Annotated in this window: 15 protein-coding genes; 6 read left to right on the top strand and 9 right to left on the bottom strand. The window is 72.6% G+C overall.

Annotated elements, in window-relative coordinates; translation table 11 throughout:
• The first annotated feature begins 15 nt into the window (after positions 1-15).
• Positions 16-2,322 (top strand): alpha-L-fucosidase, encoded by a 2,307-nt coding sequence (locus tag ACOOHC_RS12210; protein ID WP_420450678.1) that lies wholly within the window; start codon positions 16-18, stop codon positions 2,320-2,322.
• Between the two features lie 57 nt (positions 2,323-2,379).
• Here ACOOHC_RS12210 and typA read toward each other — a convergent pair whose 3' ends face one another.
• The 5 genes from typA to ACOOHC_RS12235 form a co-directional block, all read right to left on the bottom strand.
• The gene (gene typA / locus ACOOHC_RS12215) at positions 2,380-4,266 is read right to left on the bottom strand and encodes a translational GTPase TypA (protein ID WP_420450679.1); all 1,887 of its coding nucleotides are present in this window, start codon (positions 4,264-4,266) and stop codon (positions 2,380-2,382) included.
• A 109-nt stretch (positions 4,267-4,375) separates the two neighbouring features.
• Complete coding sequence (locus ACOOHC_RS12220; protein WP_420450680.1) at positions 4,376-5,977, bottom strand: long-chain-fatty-acid--CoA ligase; 1,602 nt, start codon at positions 5,975-5,977, stop codon at positions 4,376-4,378.
• Between the two features lie 78 nt (positions 5,978-6,055).
• Positions 6,056-7,285 (bottom strand): cytochrome P450, encoded by a 1,230-nt coding sequence (locus ACOOHC_RS12225; protein WP_420450681.1) that lies wholly within the window; start codon positions 7,283-7,285, stop codon positions 6,056-6,058.
• Between the two features lie 53 nt (positions 7,286-7,338).
• Positions 7,339-8,145, bottom strand: coding sequence for an enoyl-CoA hydratase/isomerase family protein (locus ACOOHC_RS12230; protein ID WP_420450682.1), 807 nt, complete (start codon positions 8,143-8,145; stop codon positions 7,339-7,341).
• 118 nt (positions 8,146-8,263) lie between these two features.
• Positions 8,264-9,397 carry an acyl-CoA dehydrogenase family protein gene (locus ACOOHC_RS12235; RefSeq protein WP_420450683.1) on the bottom strand — a complete coding sequence of 378 codons (1,134 nt, stop codon included), beginning with the start codon at positions 9,395-9,397 and terminating at the stop codon, positions 8,264-8,266.
• Positions 9,398-9,585: 188 nt separating this feature from the next.
• On the opposite strand from ACOOHC_RS12235, the gene ACOOHC_RS12240 reads away from it, so the two are divergent.
• A complete protein-coding gene (locus tag ACOOHC_RS12240; RefSeq protein WP_420450684.1) occupies positions 9,586-10,383 on the top strand; it encodes an LLM class flavin-dependent oxidoreductase in 798 nt (265 codons plus the stop codon).
• A 60-nt stretch (positions 10,384-10,443) separates the two neighbouring features.
• On the opposite strand, the gene ACOOHC_RS12245 is transcribed toward ACOOHC_RS12240, so the two are convergent.
• From ACOOHC_RS12245 to ACOOHC_RS12260, 4 genes are all read right to left on the bottom strand, one after another.
• Positions 10,444-10,668 carry a hypothetical protein gene (locus ACOOHC_RS12245; RefSeq protein WP_420450685.1) on the bottom strand — a complete coding sequence of 75 codons (225 nt, stop codon included), beginning with the start codon at positions 10,666-10,668 and terminating at the stop codon, positions 10,444-10,446.
• A 44-nt stretch (positions 10,669-10,712) separates the two neighbouring features.
• Positions 10,713-12,344 (bottom strand): nickel transporter, encoded by a 1,632-nt coding sequence (locus tag ACOOHC_RS12250; RefSeq protein WP_420450686.1) that lies wholly within the window; start codon positions 12,342-12,344, stop codon positions 10,713-10,715.
• Positions 12,341-13,684 carry a tetratricopeptide repeat protein gene (locus tag ACOOHC_RS12255; RefSeq protein ID WP_420450687.1) on the bottom strand — a complete coding sequence of 448 codons (1,344 nt, stop codon included), beginning with the start codon at positions 13,682-13,684 and terminating at the stop codon, positions 12,341-12,343. Before ACOOHC_RS12255 ends, ACOOHC_RS12250 begins: the two co-directional genes overlap by 4 nt.
• A gap of 168 nt (positions 13,685-13,852) precedes the next feature.
• Positions 13,853-16,480 carry a DUF4331 domain-containing protein gene (locus tag ACOOHC_RS12260; protein ID WP_420450688.1) on the bottom strand — a complete coding sequence of 876 codons (2,628 nt, stop codon included), beginning with the start codon at positions 16,478-16,480 and terminating at the stop codon, positions 13,853-13,855.
• Between the two features lie 195 nt (positions 16,481-16,675).
• Between ACOOHC_RS12260 and ACOOHC_RS12265 the strand changes: the two genes are divergently transcribed.
• The 4 genes from ACOOHC_RS12265 to ACOOHC_RS12280 all read left to right on the top strand — a co-directional run bounded on the left by ACOOHC_RS12265 (position 16,676) and on the right by ACOOHC_RS12280 (position 22,542).
• A complete protein-coding gene (locus ACOOHC_RS12265) occupies positions 16,676-18,304 on the top strand; it encodes an AMP-binding protein (RefSeq protein WP_420450689.1) in 1,629 nt (542 codons plus the stop codon).
• Positions 18,305-18,443: 139 nt separating this feature from the next.
• Positions 18,444-21,095 carry a CHASE domain-containing protein gene (locus ACOOHC_RS12270; protein ID WP_420450690.1) on the top strand — a complete coding sequence of 884 codons (2,652 nt, stop codon included), beginning with the start codon at positions 18,444-18,446 and terminating at the stop codon, positions 21,093-21,095.
• Positions 21,092-21,466, top strand: coding sequence for a response regulator transcription factor (locus tag ACOOHC_RS12275; protein ID WP_420450691.1), 375 nt, complete (start codon positions 21,092-21,094; stop codon positions 21,464-21,466). The genes ACOOHC_RS12270 and ACOOHC_RS12275 overlap by 4 nt, the downstream gene beginning before the upstream one ends.
• Positions 21,463-22,542, top strand: coding sequence for a HEAT repeat domain-containing protein (locus tag ACOOHC_RS12280; protein ID WP_420450692.1), 1,080 nt, complete (start codon positions 21,463-21,465; stop codon positions 22,540-22,542). The genes ACOOHC_RS12275 and ACOOHC_RS12280 overlap by 4 nt, the downstream gene beginning before the upstream one ends.
• Positions 22,543-22,549 lie beyond the last annotated feature (7 nt).

Consider the following 22,549-nt stretch of genomic DNA (forward strand, 5'->3'; position numbering starts at 1 on the left):
GAGACTCACGACCCGATGACGATGCCGGCCTGGTGGGATGAGCGACCGTTCGGGATCCTCGTGCACGCCAACGTCGCCTCGGTCCCCGCCTTCGCGCCGATCGGCGCGGACGCCGGTCGCTACCTGCTCCACCTCGGCGGGGACCCGGTGGCGGACGGCGCCGCCGACGAGGGCCGGGGTCGTCGCGCGCCGCGACCCGTCGAGGCGCCGATGGTCGAGGTGCTCGCGCACCACCGCGATCGCTGGGGCCACATCGACGAGTACGAGGACTTCGTCCCGTTGCTGACCTTCGAGCACTTCGACGCCGAGAGCTGGGCCCGACTCGCCCACGACGCGGGTGCGGGGTACGCGATCCAGATCGCCCGCGACCACGACGGGTGGGCCTGGTGGGACGCCACGCAGGCGCCGCGTCGACTCACCGAGCGGGGCCCCCGTCGCGACGTGCTCGCCGAGTTCGCCGCCGCCTGCGAGCGCAGCGACATCGTGTTCGGCACCCAGTACAGCCTCGCCACCGTGCCCCCCGACGCCGAACCCGACCCCGGGGCCCGCGTGGGCGATCCGATCGGTGACGCGGCCGAGGTCGTGCGCGCCCAGGTCGTCGACCTGGTCGGGAGGCTCGGCTCGGCCTACCTGCGCGGCGATCGCGACCTGGTCGGCGATGCCGGCCACTGGCGGACCGCCGAGCTGATGCGCGCCGTGCGCGACCTCGACCCCGCCGTGGTGATCGACGACCGGTGGTGGGCCTCCCGGGCGGACCTGCGCGACGACTCCCCCGACATCGTGGCCAGCTACGAGCACGAGCCGCCCGCCGAGGTGACCGCGGGGCCGTGGGAGCTGGTGCGCGGGATCGGCCCGAGCCTCGGGCTCAACCGCGCGGAGCTCGCCGAGCACCAGCTGACGGGGCGCGGCGTCGTCGACCTGCTGACCGAGGTGGTCGCCAAGGGGGGGCACCTGCTGCTCGCCGTCGGCGCCGACGCGGACGGCTCGATCCCCGACAGCCACTCGGCCCCGCTGCGCGCGGCGGGCACCTGGATCCGACGCCACGCCGCGACCCTCGCCGCCGCACGACCGTGGTCGACGTGGGGCGACGCCGAGGTCCGCTACCTGGCCGACGGCGAGTCGGTGCTCGTCGTCGACGTCGCGGGGCGGGGCCGCTTCCCCGCGCTGGACCCCGTGCGCTGGCGGGTGGTCGACGTCCGACGGTCGCCGACGCACGATGCGCCGACCGACGGCGGGGGTGCGTCCGATGGCGACCCCGTGCGCTGGGACCAGGACGGTGACGGTCTCCACGTGGTGTCGTCGAACGCGCGCGGCGACGCGGATCCGATCGGCATCGAGGTGCTGCGCGTCGAGGTGGTCGCGGCCGAGCGCGCGGTGGGGTTGTTCGACGCGGCCGACGTCGGACCGCGACCGCTCGCGCCGCTGCTCGCGGGTGCGGTCGCCGGCGACATCGTGCAGCTCGGCGACGGCACCTACGTCGGCCCGGCCGCGGTGCCCGCCGGGGTCACCCTGCGGGGCCTCGGGCCGTCTCGCACGACCCTGCACGCCGACGCCGACACCGGGATCGACACGGACCGGGGCGGGTCCGACGTCGACGGCGCCCGACCACGATCGATCGTGCCGCCCGGTCCGATCGTGCGCCTGGGCGACGGCGCGCGCCTCGAGCACCTCACCGTCGGCGGCGCCCCCGTCCACGCCCGCCGGATCGCACGGGTGCTGGTGGAGGCGGCGGGACCCGGGTCGACCGTCCTCGGCTGCACGGTGGCGGGCACGATCGAGGTGTCGGCCGACGACGTCGTCGTGCGTGCGGTCTCCGCCTGCGCCGTCGTCGCGATCGGGTCCGATCGCCTCCACGTCTCGCACTGCTCGTTGAGCGGGACGCGGGCCGACATCGGCGTCGACGTGCGCGGCGGCGGGGGCCACCTGATCGACTCCAACGAGCTCGAGGGGCACCTGTGCGCGATCCGCGTCGCCGCGACGACCGGGTCCACCGTCCGCGGCAACAGCGTCACGTCGGGGCGGCGCTGGGGGATCCACGTCGATCACGCCGAGGACGCCCACGTCCACGGGAACCGGATCACCTCCACCATGCGCGCCGTCCACGTCGACGGCGGCCGCCACACCGTCGTCGACGGCAACGCCGTGACCGGCGGCGACAGCGGGTGCATCGTCGCCGACGGCGCCGTCGACTGCGAGGTCTACGGGAACCACTGGCAGCGGTGCCGCGTCGGCCTGCTCTCCTGGGGAGCGACCGGGCTGCACCACCAGGACAACGTGGCGAGCGACCTCCACGGCGACGACGGCGCCCTCGTGACCGACTGAGCCGGCCCGGGACGGCCGATCACCTCCGCCGCGCCGGTCGGCGGGCGCCGCGCGACGTCAGCTCGCGTGGGAGCGACGCTTCGCGTCGCGGTTGCGGATCGTCGCGTCGAGCTCGACCTTGCGGATCCGGATGCTCTCCGGGGTGACCTCGACGCACTCGTCGACCGAGATGAACTCGAGCGCGCCCTCGAGCGAGAGCAGGCGCGGCGGCGTCACCTTGACCGTCTCGTCGGACGACGAGGCGCGCACGTTGGTCTGCTTCTTCTCCTTGCAGATGTTCACGTCCATGTCGCCGGCGCGCGAGTTCTCCCCCACGATCATCCCGCAGTAGACGTCGTCACCGGCGCTAACCATCAGCTGGCTCCGGTCCTGGAGGTTGACCATCGCGTAGTTGGTGACCGGCCCCTGGCGGTCGGCGACGAGGACGCCCTGGGCGCGCGAGCGGATCTCGCCGGCCCACGGCTCGTAGCCCTCGAAGGTGTGCGAGATGACCCCGGTGCCGCGCGTCTCGGTCATGAACTCGGTGCGGAAGCCGATCAGCCCGCGCGCCGGCACGAGGTAGTCGAGGCGCACCCAGCCGGTGCCGCCCATGTTCTGCATCTGGCCCTTGCGCGTCGCGAGCAGCTGGGTGACGGCGCCCATGTGCTCGTCGGGGATGTCGATCGTGACGCGCTCGACCGGCTCGTGCAACCTGCCGTCGATCTCCTTCGTCAGCACGACCGGCTTGCCGACCGTCAGCTCGAAGCCCTCGCGCCGCATCTGCTCGACGAGGATCGCGAGCTGCAGCTCGCCGCGGGCCTGCACCTCCCAGGCATCGGGTCGCTCGGTCGGCAGGACGCGCATGCTCACGTTGCCGACGAGCTCGGCGTCGAGGCGGTTCTTCAGCAGGCGGGCGGTGAGCTTCTTGCCCTCGCGCCCGGCGAGCGGCGAGGTGTTGATCCCGATCGTCATCGACAGCGCCGGTTCGTCGACCTCGATCACGGGGAGCGGGATCGGGTTCTCCGGATCGGCGAGGGTCTCGCCGATGAAGATGTCGTCGATCCCGGCCACGGCGACCAGGTCGCCCTGCTTCGCGCTGTCGACGGGGACCCGGGTGAGGTGCTGCGTGAGGAACAGCTCGGCGATCTTCGCCCGCGCGACCGTGCCGTCTCGCTTGCACCACGCGACGGACTCGCCCTTGCGCAGCGTGCCCTCCATCACCCGCAGCAGCGCCAGGCGGCCGAGGTACGGCGAGGCGTCGAGGTTGGTCACCCACGCCTGCAGCGGGGCGCCCTCGTGGTAGGTCGGGGCGGGGATCGAGTCGAGCAGCACCTCGACGAAGGTCTCGAGGTCGGTCCGCTCCGCTTCGCCCTTGACGATCGCCTTGGCGACGTCGAGGTCCTGGGTCGACCACCCGTCGCGACCCGAGCAGTAGACGATCGGGAACTCGATGTGGTGGTCCTCGGCGCCGAGGTCGAAGAACAGCTCGTACACCTCGTCGACGACCTCCTCGACGCGGGCGTCGTCGCGGTCGATCTTGTTGATCGCGAGGATCACCGGGAGGTGGCGGGCGAGCGCCTTGCGCAGCACGAAGCGGGTCTGGGGCAGCGGGCCCTCGGCGGCGTCGACGAGCAGGACGATCCCGTCGACCATGGTGAGCGCGCGCTCCACCTCGCCGCCGAAGTCGGCGTGGCCCGGGGTGTCGACGATGTTCAGGGTCACGTCGTCGCCGCTGCGTCGGTCGTTCCAGGTGAGCGAGGTGTTCTTGGCGAGGATCGTGATCCCCTTCTCGCGCTCCAGGTCACCGGAGTCCATCACCCGCTCGGCGACATCCTCGTTGGCGCGGAAGGCGCCCGACTGGTGCAGCAGCGCGTCGACGAGGGTGGTCTTGCCGTGGTCGACGTGGGCGACGATCGCCAGGTTGCGCAGGTCGTCGCGCGTCGAAGGGGTTCCCGGAGAAGTCACACATCGACGCTATCGGCGCCCCGCGACGAACGAGGGAGCCCACGGTCACGGGGTCGCCGACCCCACGGCGCGAGCGGCGCGCGGCCGCCGCGGGCGCCCCGGGGAACGGTCAGCCGACGCGTCGCTCCCGGCCCTCCCAGTACGGCTCGCGCAGGTCCTTCTTGAGCACCTTGCCGGTGGGGTTGCGCGGCAGCGCCTCGACCCAGTCGACGCTGGTCGGGCACTTGAACCCGGCGAGCTGGGTCTTCGCGTAGGCGATGATGTCCGACGCCGTGCCGTCGTCGGCGGTCGCGCCCTCGGCGGCCACGACCACGGCCTTCGCGGTCTCCCCCCACCTCTCGTGGGGGACGCCGATGACCGCGACGTCCGCGATCGCGTCGTGCTTCATCAGGACGTTCTCGACCTCGGCCGGGTACACGTTCTCGCCCCCCGAGACGATCATGTCCTTCACCCGGTCGTGGATGAACAGGTAGCCGTCCTCGTCGAGGTAGCCGGCGTCGCCCGATTTGAACCAGCCGTCGGAGGTGACCGACTCCTCGGTCGCCTCGGGCATGTTCCAGTAGCCCTTCATCACCTGCGGCGACCGGATCCAGATCTCGCCGACCTCGCCGGTCGGCAGCTCCGACTCGCCGTCCTCGTCGACGATCTTCAGCTCGACCCCCGGACCGGCGACCCCGCAGGAGCGGAGGCGGTGCTTGTTCGGCCCGTTCGGGTCGTGGTCCTCCGGCGGCAGGTTGACCACCGCGCCCGTCGTCTCGGTCAGGCCGTAGGCCTGCCAGAACTTGACCGGGTCGAACATCTGCACGCACTTCGCGAGCACCTCCTCGCTGATCGGCGAGGCACCGTAGACGAAGACCCGCAGGCTCGAGTAGTCGGCGTCCTCGACGCCGGGGACCATCAGCATGAACTGCAGGACCGCGGGGACGAGGAAGGCGTGGGTGATCTGCTCGTCGCCGATCAGGTTCACCAGCGCCGCGGGGTCCATCTCGCGCACGATCACCGAGGTGCAGCCCTCGTACATCCCCGCGACCGCCCAGCCCCCTCCACCGATGTGGAACAGCGGCATCGCGGTCATGTTGATCGAATCGGGCCCGAGCTCCCACATCTCCTTGGCCATCGGCAGCAGGCTGAAGAAGTTGGCGTTCGACAGCATCACGCCCTTCGGGCGCCCGGTGGTGCCCGAGGAGTACAGCTGGAACGCGGTGTCGTCGGAGGCGGACTCGGTGCCGGGGTCGTCCGCCGGGTGGGCGTCGATCCACTCGGCGTAGTCGTCGTAGCGGCCGTCCGACCCGCCGATCACGACCTGCTTCGCGACGGTCGGGAGCTGATCGGTGATCTCGTCGAGGATCGGGACGAAGTCGGGACCGACGACGAGGACCTTCGCGTCCGCGTCGTCGACGATGTACTGGACCTCGGGCGCGGCGAGGCGCCAGTTGACGTCGACGCACACCGCGTTGAGCATCGCCGCGCCGAAGAAGATCTCGAAGTGCTCGACGCCGTTCTTGTCGAGGAACGCGACGCGGTCGCCGTCACCGACGCCCGCGGCGCTGAGCGCCTGCGCGGCCTGGGCGGCGCGGTCGCGCAGCTCCGACCACGTGAGGCGGCGGTCCCCCTGGACGAGGGCGACGTGGTCGCGACGCTGCTCCGCGTGCACCCGCACGATCGCCGCGACGCTCGTGATCTCGCTGGTCGTGTTCGCCGTGTCGGTCATGGGGGTGACGTTAGTCACCACCGCCCCCCACCGTCGAAACCGCGCCGCGCCGCGTCACGGGTCGCGGCGCACGGGTGGTCAGCGGGGGGTGAAGCCGAGGCGGAACTCGACGACGGCGCGGGCGAAGATGTTGCTCTCGACGACGGGCTCGGTGACCGCACGCAGGTCGGTGACGCGCCCGGCGAGCTGGCCGAGCACCGAGGCGAGCGTGGCGCGCGCGACGTGGGTCCCGATGCACAGGTGGGTCCCGAACCCGAACGCGACGTGGGGGTTCGGGGAGCGGGAGATGTCGAAGCGGGACGGATCGTCGAACACCGCCTCGTCGCGGTTCGCCGACGGGTACAGCAGGATGATCCGCTCGCCGCGCTCCACGGGCTGGTCGCCGATGCGATCGTCGGCGGCGGCGCGGCGGAACATGTTGTTCAGCGGCGTCACCCAGCGCAGGACCTCCTCCACCGCCCCGGGGACCCGCGACGGGTCCTCCGCCAGCGCATCCCACTGGTCGGGGTGGTCGACGAAGGCGCGCAGACCGTGGGAGATCGCGGTGCGCGTCGTCTCGGCGCCGCCGGAGATGAACAGGCCGACCTCGTGGGCGATCGCCTCCGGGGGCAGCGGCTCGCCGTCGATGCGTCCGTGCAACCACCGCGAGATGAGGTCGTCGCCCGGGTTCGCGACCTTGTCGGCGGCGACCTCGCCGAGCGCCCCGACGAACTCGGTGTTCGCGTCGATGAAGTCGCGGAACACCGCGCCGTCGCGCTCGCGCATGTCGGTGCGCATCAGCCGCTCCGACCACGACTTCAGGTCGCGCCAGCGCGACTCGGGGTAGCCGAGCAGCCGGGCGGTGAGCCGCGCCGGGACCTGCCCGGCGATCGCTTCGACGACCTCGACCTCGGTCGCCCCGTCGGCGAGCGCGCCGTCGAGCACGTCGCGCACCAGCTCGTCGACCTCGGCGCGGCGCGACTCGACGGAGCGCTTGTTCAGGTCGCCCTGGACGAGCATCCGCTGCTGGCGGTGGCGGGGGTCGTCCTGGGCGATCATGTTGATCTCGCCGGGCGACCACAGCGCGCGGTAGCCCTGGCCGGAGACGAACACCGTCGAGCGCCGCTCCACGTCGAGCAGGTCGGCGTGGCGGGTGACGCCCCACAGCCCGTTGCGCTCGTCGCGGTAGACGGGCTCGTTCGCGCGCATCCACGCCCACACCTCGTGGGGGTCACCGCGGTACAGCTCGGGATCGAGGAGGTCGACCACGAGGCGCCCGCCGTCGGCCGACTCGACACCGGGGCGCTCGTGATCCTGGATCGTCGTCATCGGGCCATGGTGGCAGATGCCGCGCCGGCGCTCCAGGTCGGGTGCGGTCGTGCTCAGCGGCCGTGGAAGGTCGGGGTCCGCCGCTCGACGAAGGCCGACACCGCCTCGGCGTGGTCGTCGGAGGCGAAGCACGGCATCTCGAGCGCGGTGGACAGATCGAAGCTCGTGAGCAGCGCCTGCTTGATCTGCTGGTTCACGGCGATCTTCGTCCCCTGCAGCGCGAGCGGGGGCTGGGCGGCCAGGTCGTCGGCCCACCGGCGCGCGACGGCGGCCACGTCCTCGGGGGCGCAGACCTCGCTCGCGACGCCCAGGCGCACGGCCTCGTCGGCGTCGAGCGGTCGCCCAAGCATCAGGTGCCGCTTCGCCGAGAGGGGACCGACGAGCAGCGGCCAGATCGCGGCGCCGCCGTCTCCGGCGACCAGGCCGACCTGGACGTGGGGATCGCGGATGGTGGCCGCGCTCGACATCACGACGACGTCGCACAGCAGCGCCACCGACGCGCCGAGGCCCTCCGCCGGGCCGTTGAGCGCGCACACGATCGGGATCTCGACGTCGAGCTCGTCCCACACGATCTGCTTGGCCTCGGCCCGCAGGCGGTGGAGCGCGTCTGCGTCGCGCAGGCGGGGGAACCAGCTCATGTCGCCGCCGGCCGAGAACGCCCGACCCGCCCCGGTGAGCACCACCGCCCGTGCGCTCGTCTCGCGCTTGAGCGCGCCGAACAGCTCGGCGAGGTCGCCGTGGAGGGTCGCGTCGACGGCGTTGAGGTCGGAGGAGGGGTGATCGATCGTGACGGTGAGGACGTGACCGTCGCGCTCGACGCGGACGGTCTCGAGCTGGACGTCGTCGACGGTGCGGACCATGGGGGCAACCTATTGGTCGACGTCGACCGCCTTCCCACCCGGCCGTGCGTCTCCGGGTTCGGCCGGGAGCCGGCCCACGGGTGCGCGACGGGTCCGGCTCGGCTCCCGAGCCGTCGGCTCAGAACATCGACACGTCGTCGTCGAGGCCGAGCAGCAGTCTCCCGATCTTCTCGTTCAGCTTCGGTGCGGTCTGGATGTGCTGGGTGACGACGTGGGCGTCGCGCGCGCAGCGGCCGAGCGGGCTCGTGTCGTACACGGCGGCTCCCCCGGCGAGGGTGTACGCGGTGTCGGCCGCGGCCGCCGCGGCGGTCGCCGCGTGGGTGGCGGCGAGGCGGATGCCGATCCGCTGGTCGAGGCTCACCGGGTCCCCGGCGACCACGGCGTCCCACGCACCCGATAGCTCGTCGTCCAGGAACGCCGTCGCGGCGCGCAGGGAGGCCTCGGCGCGGGCGAACTCGACCTGGGTGTAGCCGCTGTGGGCGAGCGTCCGCGCGGAGAACTGGGGGCGCTTGGCGCGTGCGAGGTCGCCCACCTCGTCGAGCGCCCGGCGACCGATGCCGAGCCCCACCGCGGCCACGCTCGCTGCGAGCAGCGTGAAGTTGGGGAACCGCGCGAGCGCGCTGTCGACGACGGGCCGGGTGACGCCCGGGCGGATGGTGCGCTCGTCGGGGACGAAGGCACCGTCCACCGAGTAGTCGAGCGACCCGGATCCTCGCATCCCGCCCGTGTGCCAGGTGTCGATGAAGGTCACGTCGTCGTGAGCGAACCAGCACAGGCGGAAGGTGTCGTCGTCGCAGCGGGCGCCGCCGAGGATCCACCGGCAGTGCTGGGTCCCGCTGCCCCACGCCCACCGCCCGGTCACCTCGACGCCGGCGTGGTCGCCCGTCGTGGTCGTCGTGCCCTCGCCGTCGGGGGCGAACACGCCACCGGTGACGACCTCGGGGTCGCCGTAGATCGCCCGTGCGGTCTCGGCGGGCAGGAACGCGGACAGCGACGAGGTCGTCGACGCGATCATCGAGCACCACCCGGCCGCGCCGTCGGCGTGGGCCACCGCCGCGATGGCCCGCGCCATCGTCGCGGGGTCGACCTCGGGACCGCCGTAGGCGGCGGGGACGCACATCCGCATGAGGCCGGCGTCGACGAGGGCGGCGACCGTCGGTGGAGGCAGCCGCCGGTCGCGCTCGGCGTCGTCGGCGTGCGCCTCGACGATCTCCGCGACCTCGTGGGCGGACCGCAGCACCGTGGAGAGCATCCGGCGACCGTACCCCCGCCGCCGCGGTGCTCGCTCGGGTTCCCTCCCCCTCCGTGGGACCCGCGCCGCGGCCCCGATCCGGCGCGCCACGTCGCCGTCGGGACGGCCACGGTCGAGGCCGGGCCAGGCCTCTCCCGGAGCGGTCCCCGACCCCGGCGGGCGACCGGGAGCTCGGGTACCGTCGGGACATGAGATCCGGCTTCGTGGTGCCGTGGGGAGACGCCCTCGACGTCGCGGACCTCGCCGAGGTCGCGGAGGACTCGGGGTGGGACGGGCTCTTCGTGTGGGAGCCCGTGTGGGGTGTCGACGCCTGGATCTCCCTCGCGCTCGCCGCCGTGCGGACGTCGCGCATCCGGCTGGGGACGATGCTGACGCCTCCCTCGCGGCGGCGACCCTGGGAGCTCGCCGGCCAGGTCGCCACCGTCGACCGGGTGTCGAGCGGTCGTGCGGTGCTCTCGGTCGGCCTCGGGGCCACCGACTCGGGGTTCGAGGCCTTCGGCGAGGAGTGCGACCGCAGGGTGCGCGCCGAGCTCATGGACGAGTGCCTGGAGATCGTCTGCGGTCTGTGGGCGGGCCAGCCCGTCGACCACGACGGGGTCCACTACCGGGTGACGCCGACGGACTTCCCCACGATCGGCCACGTCGAGCAGTCCCCACGCGTCCCGATCTGGTGCGTGGGAGCGCTCGGGCGGCCCCGCTCGATGGAGCGCGCCCTGCGGTGGGACGGCGTGATCCCGCAGGTGCTCGAGGACGGCGGCGCGCGCCAGCCCTCCCTGGACGAGGTCGCCGCGCTGCGCGAGCGGATCGAGGCCGGCGACCGGCCCGGTGCCGACATCGTCGTCGAGGGCTCCGACACCGAGCACTCACCGGCGGCCTACGCGGCGGCGGGGGCGACCTGGTGGATGGAGACGATGTGGGGAGCGATGGGCGAGCACTCCCCCGTCGCCGCGGCCGAGGACCGGCTGCGGCGCGGGCCTCCCACCTGACGCGTCGCGACGAGGGCCGCGCCCGGTCCCCGTGCACCGCGGCGTGCTCGTCGGGTCGGATCAGAGGGTGACGAAGCTGCGGACCGCGAGGCCGGTGCCGACGGCGACGACGAGCGCCGCCGTGAGGAACGGAGCGAGGCGTCCCCAGCGTCGCAGCGAACGGGCGACGCGGCCCTCGGCCGCGGCGGCGCGCGCCTGGTAGCGGTCACGGACCGCGACGAGCGCGATCCCCGCCAGCGTCAGCACGACGGCCATCCCGACGCCGTAGCCGATCACGAGCACCACGCCGAACCAGGTCCGACCGAGGGCGATGGCCGACAGCAGGACGATCAGCCCATCCCGATCAGCCCGCCCCGCGAGACCGTCGTCGCACCCGCTGCGTGGTGGTCGTGGTCGTGGTCGTGCTCGTGCCGGTGGTCGGGGCCGTGCTCGTGATCGTGATCGTGCCCGTGATCTTGTCCGTGCCCGTGCCCGTGCTCGTGCCCGTGCCCCTGCCCGTGCCCCTCGCCGTGGCCGTCGCTGCGGTGCGGACGGTCGTGCCGAGCCGGGGACGCCGACGCCGGCCTCGACCCGACCACGAGGGTGCCGGCGGCGGACGTGGTCGAGGCCGTCACCTCCGCCCGTCCCGCCTCCGCCGCGGTGTCGTCGGTCGCGGACCGGGGACCGGTCGTGCCGTCGTCGGCGTGGTCGTCGTGCGTGTGCCCGCCCGGGCCGTGGGTGTGCCCGCCCGGGCCGTGGGTGTGCCCGCCCGGGCCGTGGGTGTGGCCGCCCGGACCGTGCGTGTGGCCGTACCCGAACAGGGTCGTGTCACGTCGGCGGACCGCGTTCACGAGCAGGACGAGGCCGAGGACAGCGATCAGCAGCCCGCTCGCGATCCCCAGCCACCCGAGGACCGTCTCGCCGGCCAGCGCGGTCGAGACCGTCAGCGCGAGCCCCAGCAGGAGCACCCCCCCGGTGTGGGTCGCGGTGACCGTCGCGCCGACCAGGACGGCATCGCGCGCCGAGCCCTGCCGCCCGGCGATGTAGGCGGCCATCACCGTCTTGCCGTGCCCGGGCAGGAGCGCGTGCGACGCCCCCAGCAGGAGCGCGAGGCCGATCGCCAGCAGCCCGACCCCGACGGTGAGGTCGTCGCGCCCGATCATCTCCTCGAAGGTCTCCTGGATCCCGTCGACGAACCCGCCGAGCGCGCCGGGGCGCGAGGCGACCAGGCTGTCGCGCGCGTCGGCCGCCGTGCCGGGACCGTCGCTCACCACGGCGTCGTCCGCCCCGGACGCCGACGCGGCCGAGGGCGGGCCGACGGTCAGCGTCACGTCGCGCACGTCGATCGGCGACGCGAGCAGGTCCTCGGGGTAGGTGGTGAGCCCGTCGGTCACGCTCTCGCCGGGGACCGGCGGGTCGATCAGGCCGACCCCCGTGCCGACGGCGACGACCTCGTGCCACCCGACCCGACCGGGGCGGTATCCGTCGACGAAGCCGATGCGGTGCGACCCGACCGAGAGGTCGTCGACCACCGACGTCGTGTCGGCGACGAGGCGGCACTCGATGCGGCTCGTCTCGAGCCCGGCCTGGCCCTGCTCGTAGCCGAAGCGGGCCTCGTCCACCTCGAGCTCGACGGGGGTGCCGTCAACGGTGAGGTTCGCCGACGAGGCGAACAGCGCGCACTCCCGGAGCGCGTGGTCGGCGGCCTCCGACGTCGACACCTCCCCGTCGCGGTCCACGTCCACCTCGGCGCGAGCCTGCGCCGTGGGGATCTCGGCGGCGTCGATCACCACGTCGTCGACCACCCGAGCGGGTTCGACGCCGAGGCGGTTGAGGTGGCTGACGCTGAAGTTCCCGAGCGGGTGGGCGAGGGCGGGCCCACCTGCGCCGAGCGGTCCGACGATCCCCACGACCGCAACGACGAGGGCGATCACGAAGCGGCGCGGGTGACGGGGCGCGGCGGGGGTCACGGCGAGGGTCACGGCGCGCCCAGCCCTGCGAGCGCGGCCTGCGCGGCCGGAGCGTCCAGGGGATCGAAGAACGGGTTGATCTCGAGCGCCCGCTCGAGATCGGCACGCCCGCCGTCGAGGTCGCCGAGCGCGATCCTGATCCGACCCGAGTGGTAGAGGAACGAGGCGTCCGGCGTCCCGAGCTCGAGCGCGCGCTGCGACGCCGCGAGCGCCTCGTCGTGACGCCCGACGGCGTGGAGGGCCCATGCGTGGGCGTCGTGCATCGCGAGGAAGGGCCGGTCGGCGACCGCCTCCTCGGCCGCGGCGAGCGCTCGCTCGGGCTCGCCGTGGTCGGCGAGGAAGAGGACCGGGGCCGCATCGGGCTCGACCCCGTTGGCCTCGAACAGGGTCTGGATCGCATCGACGACCGCGTACTGCTCCTCGGCCTCCTCGATTCGACCGAGCGACTCGAGCAGCTCGGCGTACGCCACCACGTGGGAGGGGTCGGGGGTCTGCTCGACGAGCTCGCGGTAGTGATCGAGGGCGGTCTCGATCTGGCCGAGCGCCGCCTCGGCGCGCGCCTTGCCGGCGAGCGCCGTCGCGTCGCTCGGAGCGAGGTCGCGAGCCTGGTTGTACAGCTCGAGCGCACCCCCCGGGTCGCCGGACCCGAAGCGCAGGTCGCCGAGGACGGTGAGCGCGAAGGCCCGATCGGTCGGCGTCCCGGCGGCGTCGAACGCCTGCTCCATGAGCGACCGTGCGAGCACGCGGTCTCCGCGCAGCTCGGCGAGGTAGGAGGCTCGGCTCAACGACGAGGTCTGCGCCGGGGCGAGCTCGAGCATCCGGTCGACCGAGCGGGTCGCCGCGTCGTACTCGCCGAGCTGGAGCTGGGCGTCGCTCAGCGCACCCCACAGGATCGCGCTGAAGTCGTTGATCTCGAGGCCGAGGCGGGCCTGGCGGCGCGCCTCGACGAACTCGTGGCGCCCCGCGGCGAGCGCGGACAGCCCCGCGTGGGCGAGGAAGTTGTCGTCGGGGCTCTCCTCGAGCGAGCGCTGGAGCGCTCCCTCGGCGTTCGGGTACAGGCTCGGGTCGGCGACCACGCGAGCCTGCTGGACGTAGGCGAGCCCGAGGGTGGCCCACGCGACGTGGTCCCCGGGGACGACCTCGAGCCGGGTGCGGAGCTGCTCGACGAGGCCCTCCAGGGTGTCGGCGGGCGGCCCGCCGACGGCGGAGACGGCGCCGGGGGTGATCACCTGCGCGTCGGCCGCGGTCTCGACCACGGGGTCGTCGCTCAGGCGGGGGACGCCGAACGCGGCGACGAGGCCGAGCACGAGCGCGAGCGCGAGCCCGAGGACCAGCCGACGGGAACGGGTCATGGGAGTGGTTCGCACATGGGGGGAGGAGGGATCACAGTCTGACGGATCGGGGCGCTCACGCGCCGGGGTCGGACCGCGCCCGGCGCACCGGGCGCGGTCCGAAAACGGCGAGACGCCGGTGGGACGGTCTCCCGTCCCGCCGGCGTCTCGATCCGGTTCACCCGTGGGTCAGCTCGCGAGGACCGTCCCCGGGAAGTAGCCGACGAGGTCGACGATGACGTCGGCGGCGGACTTGGTGTAGATGCACACCCGGTCGTTGTCGCCGACCTTGGCCACGACGGCCGAGGCCGTGTTCTCCGTCTGCAGGTTGAGGTTCGACGCCGTGGGCGGCGCCTCCCCGCAGGGGAACACCGTCAGGTAGCCGATGTCGTCGGGGTTCACCCCGGTGACGTTCAGCACCACGGTGCCGCTGTCGTCGGGGACCCCCGTGCTGCCGCCGCGCACCCGCAGCTCGATCACCTGGTCGGCGATCGGCTTGGCGCCCGAGTAGCCGACACCGTTGCGGGTGTCGAGCAGGCGCTGCGGGTTGGTCGGGACGTAGCTCGACGTCGCCGGGAAGGCTCCGACGAGGTCGACGACCAGGTCCATCGCGGCGTCGGTGTAGACGCAGATGGTCCCCTCGGCCGACACCTTCACCGAGGCGAGGTTGGCCGCCCGGATCCCGACGTTGGTGTTCAGGTTCGACGCGGTCGGCCGATCCTCGTCGCACGGGTAGGCCGTGATCCAGCCCTTCGTCTCGCTGCGCACGGCGGTGATGTTCACGAACACCGCGGAGGTGTCGTCGGCCAGCGCGGCGTCACCGACGCCGGTGACGTCGATCACCGTGACGTCACCCGCACCCGGCTTGGCGCCGGAACGGGTGTCGAGCAGCCGCTGCGGGTTGATCGAGTCGTACGAGGACGTGCTCGGCAGGTAGCCGAAGACGTCGACGATGATGTTCGCCGACGACTCGGTGTAGATGCACACGTTCCCGTCGTCGTCGAGCTGAGCCGGGATCAGGCCGCTCACGATGCGACCGGGCTCCGGGTTGAGGCTCGACGCCGTCGGGCGGTCCTCGTCGCAGGCGTAGACGGTGATGAAGCCGTTGGCGTCGGCCTGGGTGGCCGTGATGTTGAGGAACACCGCCTTCGCGTCGCTCGGCACCATCGCGTCGCCGACGCCGGCGACCGCGAGCTCGATCTCCTCACCGGCGGCCGGCTTGGTGCCGGTGCGGGTGTCGAGGAGGCGCTCGGGGTCGACCGAGATGACCTCGGGCGCACGCGGCGTGCGCTCGATGCCCTGGTTGACGCTGTCGAGGTGCGGGTTCGCCACGTAGGGGAACTCGTCCTTGAAGTCGCGGTCGTTGCGGTCGACGGAGTCGAGCGCGGCGAGGCCGCTGACGTCGGAGCCGTCCTGGAAGACCACGCCCTCCGCGACCTGGATCGCGATGTCGGTGACGTCGTCGGTGAGGCGCCGCCCGTTCGGGAAGCCCTGGACGTCACCGGCGAGCACGCCGAGGCGGTTCGGGTCCTCGGCGACCGGGACCGCCATGTTCAGGCGCAGCATCTCGGACGGGTAGATCGTGTCCACCCCGGCGTTGAGCGCCAGGCTGTTCAGGTCGACGTTCAGCGCCGGGTTGGTCTCGGCGTCCTCGCCGGCGGTCCCGAGGCCGAAGTTGGCCTCGCTCACGCCCTGGAGGAAGATCTCGACCAGGTCCGAGCGGGGGGTGTCGTCGGAGGTGTCCTGGGGCGTCCCGTCGTCACCGGGCACCGGCACGCCGTAGACGGCGTTCACCAGCGGCGGCAGGATCGGGAACTGGACGGCCTCGACGGCGGCGTCCACGGTGGCCTCGACCGTCGGGTCGATCGCGTTGAAGGTGTCCTTCAGCGCGAGCGGCAGCACGACCTCGTTGACGAGCGGGTTGCCGAGGCGTGACACCTGGGTGTACTCGCCCGAGGCGCTCGTGCCGTCCGCGTTGCGGGTGGTCGGGCGGTCGGTGGTGCTCCACACGCCGATGACCGGGTTCGCCTCGGCGTCGCCGCCGAGGGCGACGGCGGCCTTCGGGACCTGGAGGGCGATGGTGTTGACGTTGTACCCGGCGAGGGTGTCCTCCCCCAGCTCGGAGAGGTCGCCGCCGTAGAGGAGGTCGAACACCCGCAGGTCGAGGAAGAACGAGTCGTCGGACTGGCCGGCGAACGACCGCAGGTCGCCCACCGTGCCCGAGGCCACGGCCTCGTCGACGAGGGGCTGGTAGTCGGGGGTCGACGCCGCTCCGGCGATCGACGGCGCGGCGACGGCGTCGTCGAGGATCGTGACCTCGGTGTCGTCGGACTCGTCGGTCGGCGTGCCGGCGAGGTCGCGCACCGTCAGGTCGTAGGTCTGGTACACGTTCAACGTGTCGTCGAACACCGAGTCGAACGGACCGGTGTTGTAGATGAACGTCCCGGGGTCCTTGGTGATCGTCGTGAAGACCCAGGTGTAGGCGAGATCGGCCACCGCGTCGCCGTCGTTGTCGACGTTGATGTTGTACCGGGTGTCCTCGGCCCACGGGTAGAAGTTCGGGCCGCCGTTGGGCTCCTCGAACGGGATCCAGTTGGCGATCAGGGTCACCGTGTCGGGATCGTCGGGGCTGGTGAACGCGTAGACGTCGGTGTTGTCCGCGCGGGGGTCACCGGCGATCAGCGGCGCCTCGCGGTGGCTGGAGGCGCTGAGGCCGGCGGGGCCGGCCTGGGTCGCGACGAGGGTGGCGGCCAGCGCGAATCCCGCTCCGAGAGCCGCACCTCGCTTCCACGTCGTCCGAGAGGGTGGTGGTGTCATGTGGTGCAGGTTCCCCTTGTGTGTGGTGCTGGGTGGTGCTGGCGGGCGGTCGCAGGACCACCCACCGTGAAGCATTCCACGGTCGTTCGTCACGTGTCCGGGTTTGGATCAAGTTCTTTGAGATTCTTCGACCGTTCCTCGTGCGGACCGCGCCGATCGACCCCGCTTCGGCCCGCTTGGCTACGTTGCAGGACGATGAGCGACGACGGATGGAACCTGGCCGAGGTCTGGGAGCGGATCGCCGCCGAGATCCCCGACGCGCCCGCCCAGCGGCAAGCCGACCGGACGATCTCGTGGTCCGAGCTCGACCGGCGCGCGAACGGCGTCGCCCGGATCCTGCTCGGGGCCGACGGAGCGGCCGAGCAGGACAAGGTCGCGCAGTACCTCCACAACTGCCCGGAGTACCTCGAGTCGGTGTTCGCCGCGTTCAAGGCCGGGATGGCCGTCGTCAACACCAACTACCGCTACGCCGCGGACGAGCTGGTGTACCTCTGGGACAACGCCGACGTCACCACCGTCGTCTTCCACGACGCGTTCACCGAGCGCTGCGACGAGGTCCGCGCCCGGGTGCCGCGCATCACGACGTGGCTGTGGGTCGCCGACGGCTCCGAGGAGGGTGCGGGATCGTGCCCCGAGTGGGCGACGCCGTACGAGGCGGCGGCCGAGACCGGCGACGCGGAGGCGGTCCGTGGCCCGTGGGGACGCTCGGGCGATCACCTCGTCCTGCTCTACACCGGGGGCACGACCGGGATGCCCAAGGGGGTCATGTGGCGCCAGGACGACCTGTTCGGCGTCCTCGACGCGAACAACCGCCAGCGACTCCCCCCGGAGCAGGACCTCGACGCCGCGACGAGTCGGATCGACGGGCCGGGGCCGCGCAACATGCCCAGCGCCCCGCTGATGCACGGCACCGGGCTGTTCAACGCGATCAGCAACACGATCATCGGCGGGTCGATCACCTCCATGGTCGGCCGGTCGTTCTCCGCCGAGGAGTTCCTCGACACCGTCCAGCGGGAGCGGATCAACTCGACCTCGATCGTGGGCGACGCGTTCGCCAAGCCGATCCTGCGCGCGCTCGACGCCGAACCCGACCGGTGGGACATCTCGTCGCTGCGCGTGATCGTGTCGTCGGGCGTGATGTGGTCGAAGGAGACCAAGGACGGCCTCCTGCGCCACAACGAGCGGCTGATCATGGTCGACGCGCTGGGGTCGTCCGAGGCGATCGGCATGGCGACGAACACCACCACGTCGAGCTCCGGCGGCGGGACGGCGCGCTTCGTGCTCGGACCCGACACCCGGGTGATCACCGACGACGGGCGCGACGTGGTCGCGGGCAGCGACGAGCTCGGGAGGGTCGCGCTCCGCGGTCGCACCCCGATCGGCTACTACAAGGACGAGGCGAAGTCGGCCGAGACCTTCGTGACGATCGACGGCCACCGCTACTCGATCCCCGGCGACTACGCCACGGTCGACGCCGACGGGACGGTGAACCTCAAGGGCCGCGGCAGCCAGTGCATCAACACCGGCGGCGAGAAGGTCTACCCCGAGGAGGTCGAGGAGTGCCTGAAGCTGCACCCGTCGGTCGCCGACGCCGCGGTCGTCGGGCTCCCCGACGAGCGGTGGGGGCAGGCGATCAACGCGCTCGTCGAGCTCGGGCCCGGCGAGCGGCTCGACGTCGAGGGCCTCCGTGAGCACGTGAAGTCGCACCTGGCCGCGTACAAGGCGCCGAAGCGGATCGTGGAGATCGCCTCCGTCGGGCGGGCGGCGAACGGGAAGCTGGACTACGCCTCGCTGACGGCGATCGCCGGCGCCGAGCCCGGCTGAGCGCGCGGGCGCCCCCGCCCCGATCGGCCCGGGTGCCGACCTGCGATCCCGGCGAGGAATCCTCAGCGGAACTTCAAGCGGGGCGCGATCGCGTCCGATGCAAGGTCGTGTCGGCACCCGTCCGGCTCCACCTCCCCCGATGAAGCGCCACGACGACCTCACCCCGCTGCGCATGTCCATGGCCGGCACGCACCGTGACAGTCCGGCGCTGTCGGTGACCGTCCTCGCCGTCCTGCTCGCGTTCGTCATCGCGGCGACGATCTTCACGACCCGGGCGAACGACCAGCAGGCGCACCTCGCGAACGAGTCGCGCACCGAGAACGTCGCCGCGACGATCCAGGATCGCATCGAGCTGAACCACGAGATCGTCGAGGGGGTGCGCAACGTGTTCACCCTCGATCCCGACCTCGACCGCCGGTCGTTCCACGAGGTCGTCGAGCGCCTCGACGTCCCCCGGCGCTTCCCCGGGATCCAGGTCATCGGCGTCGCCCACCTCGTCGCCGACGACGAGCTCGACGCCTACGCGGACGGGACGAACGCCGCGGCGGAGGCGGAGGACGACCTCGACTACCCCGACTTCGTCGTCCACCCCGACACCGGCGCCGACCAGCGCCTGGCGATCGACTACATCGAGCCCCAGGTGGGCAACGAGCGTGCCTTCGGGCTCGACTTCCTCAGCGAACCCAACCGCCGCGACGCCGCGATGCTCGCGCGCGACACCGGCCAGATGTCGGTGACCGCCCCGATCACCCTCGTCCAGGAGACCGGGGAGCAGCGCGCCTTCCTGCTGATGCTCCCCCTGTTCCGCGAGGGCGAGTCGACCGCGACGTTGCGCGAGCGGCGAGCGGCGTTCGAGGGGGTCGTGTACGCCGCGGTCCGGATGGGCGACCTCGTCGACGGCGCGCTGAAGGAGGACCCGCCGGGACGGCTCACGATCGTCGACGTCGCCTCGGGGGAGTTCTTCTACGGCGACGAGTCGGACCTGGCCGCGATGGGATCGCCCGGTCCCGGCGACGAGCGCGTCAAGCAGATCGGCGTGGCGAGCCGCCCGTGGTCGATCGCGGTCGACGACGACGACCGGGCGCTCTCGAGCGTCCAGCGCCACGTCCCGGTCGTCACCCTCGTGACCGGTCTGCTGCTCGCGGTGCTCGTCGCCGGCCTGATGGCCACGATGCGGTCCGCCCGCTCGCGGGCGATGATCTACGCCAGCGAGATGACCGAGGAGCTGCGGTCGCTGTCGGACTCCGCCACCGACGCGATCGTGTCGATCGACGAGGTCGGTCGCATCGTGGCCTGGAACCGCGGCGCGACCGAGATCTTCGGGGTCGAGGCGGTCGACGTGATCGGCCGAGCGGCCGAGGAGCTCGTCGCGCCGGCCCAGCGCCCCGCCTTCGTGGGGCTCTGCGAATCGGTGCGCTCCGAGTCCGGCGAGTCGCAGGGCCGGTCGACGGTCACGACCTGTCGACGATCGGGCGGGGAGCGCTTCCCCGCCGAGCTGTCGATGTCGCGGTGGGAGGCGCGCGGCAACGACTACCTGACGGTCTTCCTCCGCGACGTCACCGACCGCGTCGAGGCCCAGCAGCGCCTCGTCGAGACGAGCGACATGCTGCTCGGCGTCCTCGACGCCGCGACCGAGATCTCGATCATCGGCGTCGGCCTCGACGCGCGCATCGAGCTGTTCAACGCGGGCGCCGAGCGGATGCTCGGGTACCGCGCCGACGACGTCATGGGCCACGGACCGGACAGGTTCCACCTCCGCACCGAGGTCGAGGCGCGAGCGCGTGAACTGGGCATCGAGCCGGGCTTCGAGGTGTTCGTCACCAAGGCGCGCGGCGGTGAGGCCGAGACGCGGGGCTGGACGTACGTCCGGGCGGACGGATCCACCCTGCCCGTCGAGCTCGTGGTGACGCCGCGGTACGACTCCGCCGGCAGGTTGCGCGGGTTCATCGGCATCGCCACCGACGTCACCGAGCGCGTCGCCGCGCAGGAGCGCCAGCAGCTCCTCCTCGACCAGGAGCGCGACATGGTCGCCAAGCTGCGCGAGGTCGATCGCGTGAAGAACGACTTCGTGTCGACGATGTCGCACGAGCTGCGCACCCCGCTCACCAGCATCCTCGGCTACACCGAGCTGATCACCGACACCATGCTCGACTCCCTCCCGACGCACGGAGCGGGGATGGTCGCCACGATCGAGAAGAACGCGCAGCGCCTGCTCTCGCTCGTCGAGGACCTGCTGTCGTTGTCGAAGATCGAATCGGGCTCGCTCAACCGTCGCCGCGACCCGTGCGACGTGGGTCGCCTCGTCGACGCCGCCTGCACGGCGATCGCGCCCTCGACGAGCGAGCGCGGGATCGCCGTCGACGCCCGCATCGACGACGTCGCGCGCATCCACGCGGACGGTCCCCAGATCGAGCGGGTCGTGCTCAACCTGCTGACGAACGCGGTCAAGTTCAGCCCCGACGGCTCCACGGTCGAGATCGAGGTGCGCGGGAGCGACGACTGGGTCGACCTCGTCGTGACCGACCACGGCATCGGGATCCCCGCCGACGAGCAGCAGCACCTGTTCACCCGCTTCTTCCGGTCCCGGTCGGCCGAGCGCAACGCGATCCCGGGCACGGGCCTCGGGCTCACGATCGTCGCCGACATCGTCGACCGCCACGGCGGGACGATCCAGGTCGACTCGACCGAGGACGTCGGCACCACCGTCTGGGTCAGGTTCCCGGTGGAAGCTGCCGATGACATCGCGGCGACCGAGACCCACGAGCACCACACAACCGAGGAACTGGTATGAGCACCATCCTGGTCGTCGACGACGACACCGACATCTGCGACCTGATCGGCTTCAAGCTGGAGAGCATGGGACACGACGTCGTGACCGAGCACGACGGCGAGGGCGGCCTGGCCGCCGCCCGCGCGGAGAAGCCCGACGTGGTCGTGCTGGACTGGATGATGCCGCGCCTCACCGGGCTCGACGTGTGCATCGCGCTGCGCGACGACCCCGACCTCGCGCGGGTCCCCGTCATCCTGCTCACCGCCAAGGCCCAGGAGGCCGACGTGCAGCGCGGGTTCGCCGCGGGCGCCGACGACTACATCGTCAAGCCGTTCAGCCCACGCGAGCTGGGGAGTCGGATCGACGCCCTGCTCGGACGAAGTCGGCGATGAACGTCCTCGCGGCGTTCCGCGTCGCGCTGCTCGTGATCGGATCCTCGGTGGTGCTGATGACGGTCGCCACGGCCGCGAGCAAGATCGTGCGCACCTGGCGCGAGCGGCGCGCATCGCAGCTCGCGGCGCAGGTCCGCCCCGCGGTGCTCGCCGCGATCGACGACGGAGGTCGGGCCCCCGAGCTGGTGCGGCGCCGTCGAGCGGTCGCGGAGTCGATCGCCATCTCGCTGCTGCCCAAGCTGCGCGGCGAGGACCGCGAGGCGCTGGCCACGATGCTGCTCGACACCGGGATCATCGGCACCGCCGCGCGTGGTCTCGACTCGCGCTCGGGCGCCCGGCGTCAGCGCTGCGCCCAGTTGCTCGGCGACGCGGGCCACCGGCCCGCCCGGCCGCGCCTGGTCGAGCTCCTCCACGACCGCGACCACGACGTGCGCCTCACCGCCGCTCGCGCCCTCGGGCGGATCGGTGACCCGGCCTCGGTCCCCGACCTGTTCGCCGCGCTCGGCGACCGCCGCGTCCCGGCCAACACCGCCTCGATGGCGGTGCTGCGGATCGGCGACGCCGGCGGCGACGCGATCGCGCTCGCGACCCACGACGAGCGGACGCTGGTGCGCTCCACCGCGGCGGAGCTCGCCGGACCGCTCGGGCTCCTGTCGGCCAACGCCCGGCTGATCGAGATGCTCGACGACCCCGACGGCTCCGTCCGCGCCGCCGCGGCACGGTCGCTCGGGCGCCTGTCGATGCCGTCGTCGGTCCCGCCGGTGCGCGCCCGCCTCGGCAGCCTGCTCGACGCCGACGTCGGTGACGAGCGGATCGAGGAGATCGTGGCGCTGGTCACGGCCCTCGGCCAGATCGGCCACCGCGACGCGATCGACGTGCTCGAGGCGTCGCTGACGCGCCACCGTCGCATCTCCAACGCCGCGGCGGAGGCGCTCGCCCCGATGAGCCCGCGTCGGTCGATCACGTCGAAGGCGCAGCGCGTGCGCGAGATCGGCTCGTCCGACCCGGGCGACGAGTCGTCGCACGAACGCGACGCGCCACCGTGGCCCGCCCCCGTCGCCCGGGCCGTGTCGTGAGATCGAT

It is taken from the genome of Ilumatobacter sp. (assembly GCF_965215205.1).
In the GTDB taxonomy this organism is placed as follows: domain Bacteria; phylum Actinomycetota; class Acidimicrobiia; order Acidimicrobiales; family Ilumatobacteraceae; genus Ilumatobacter_A.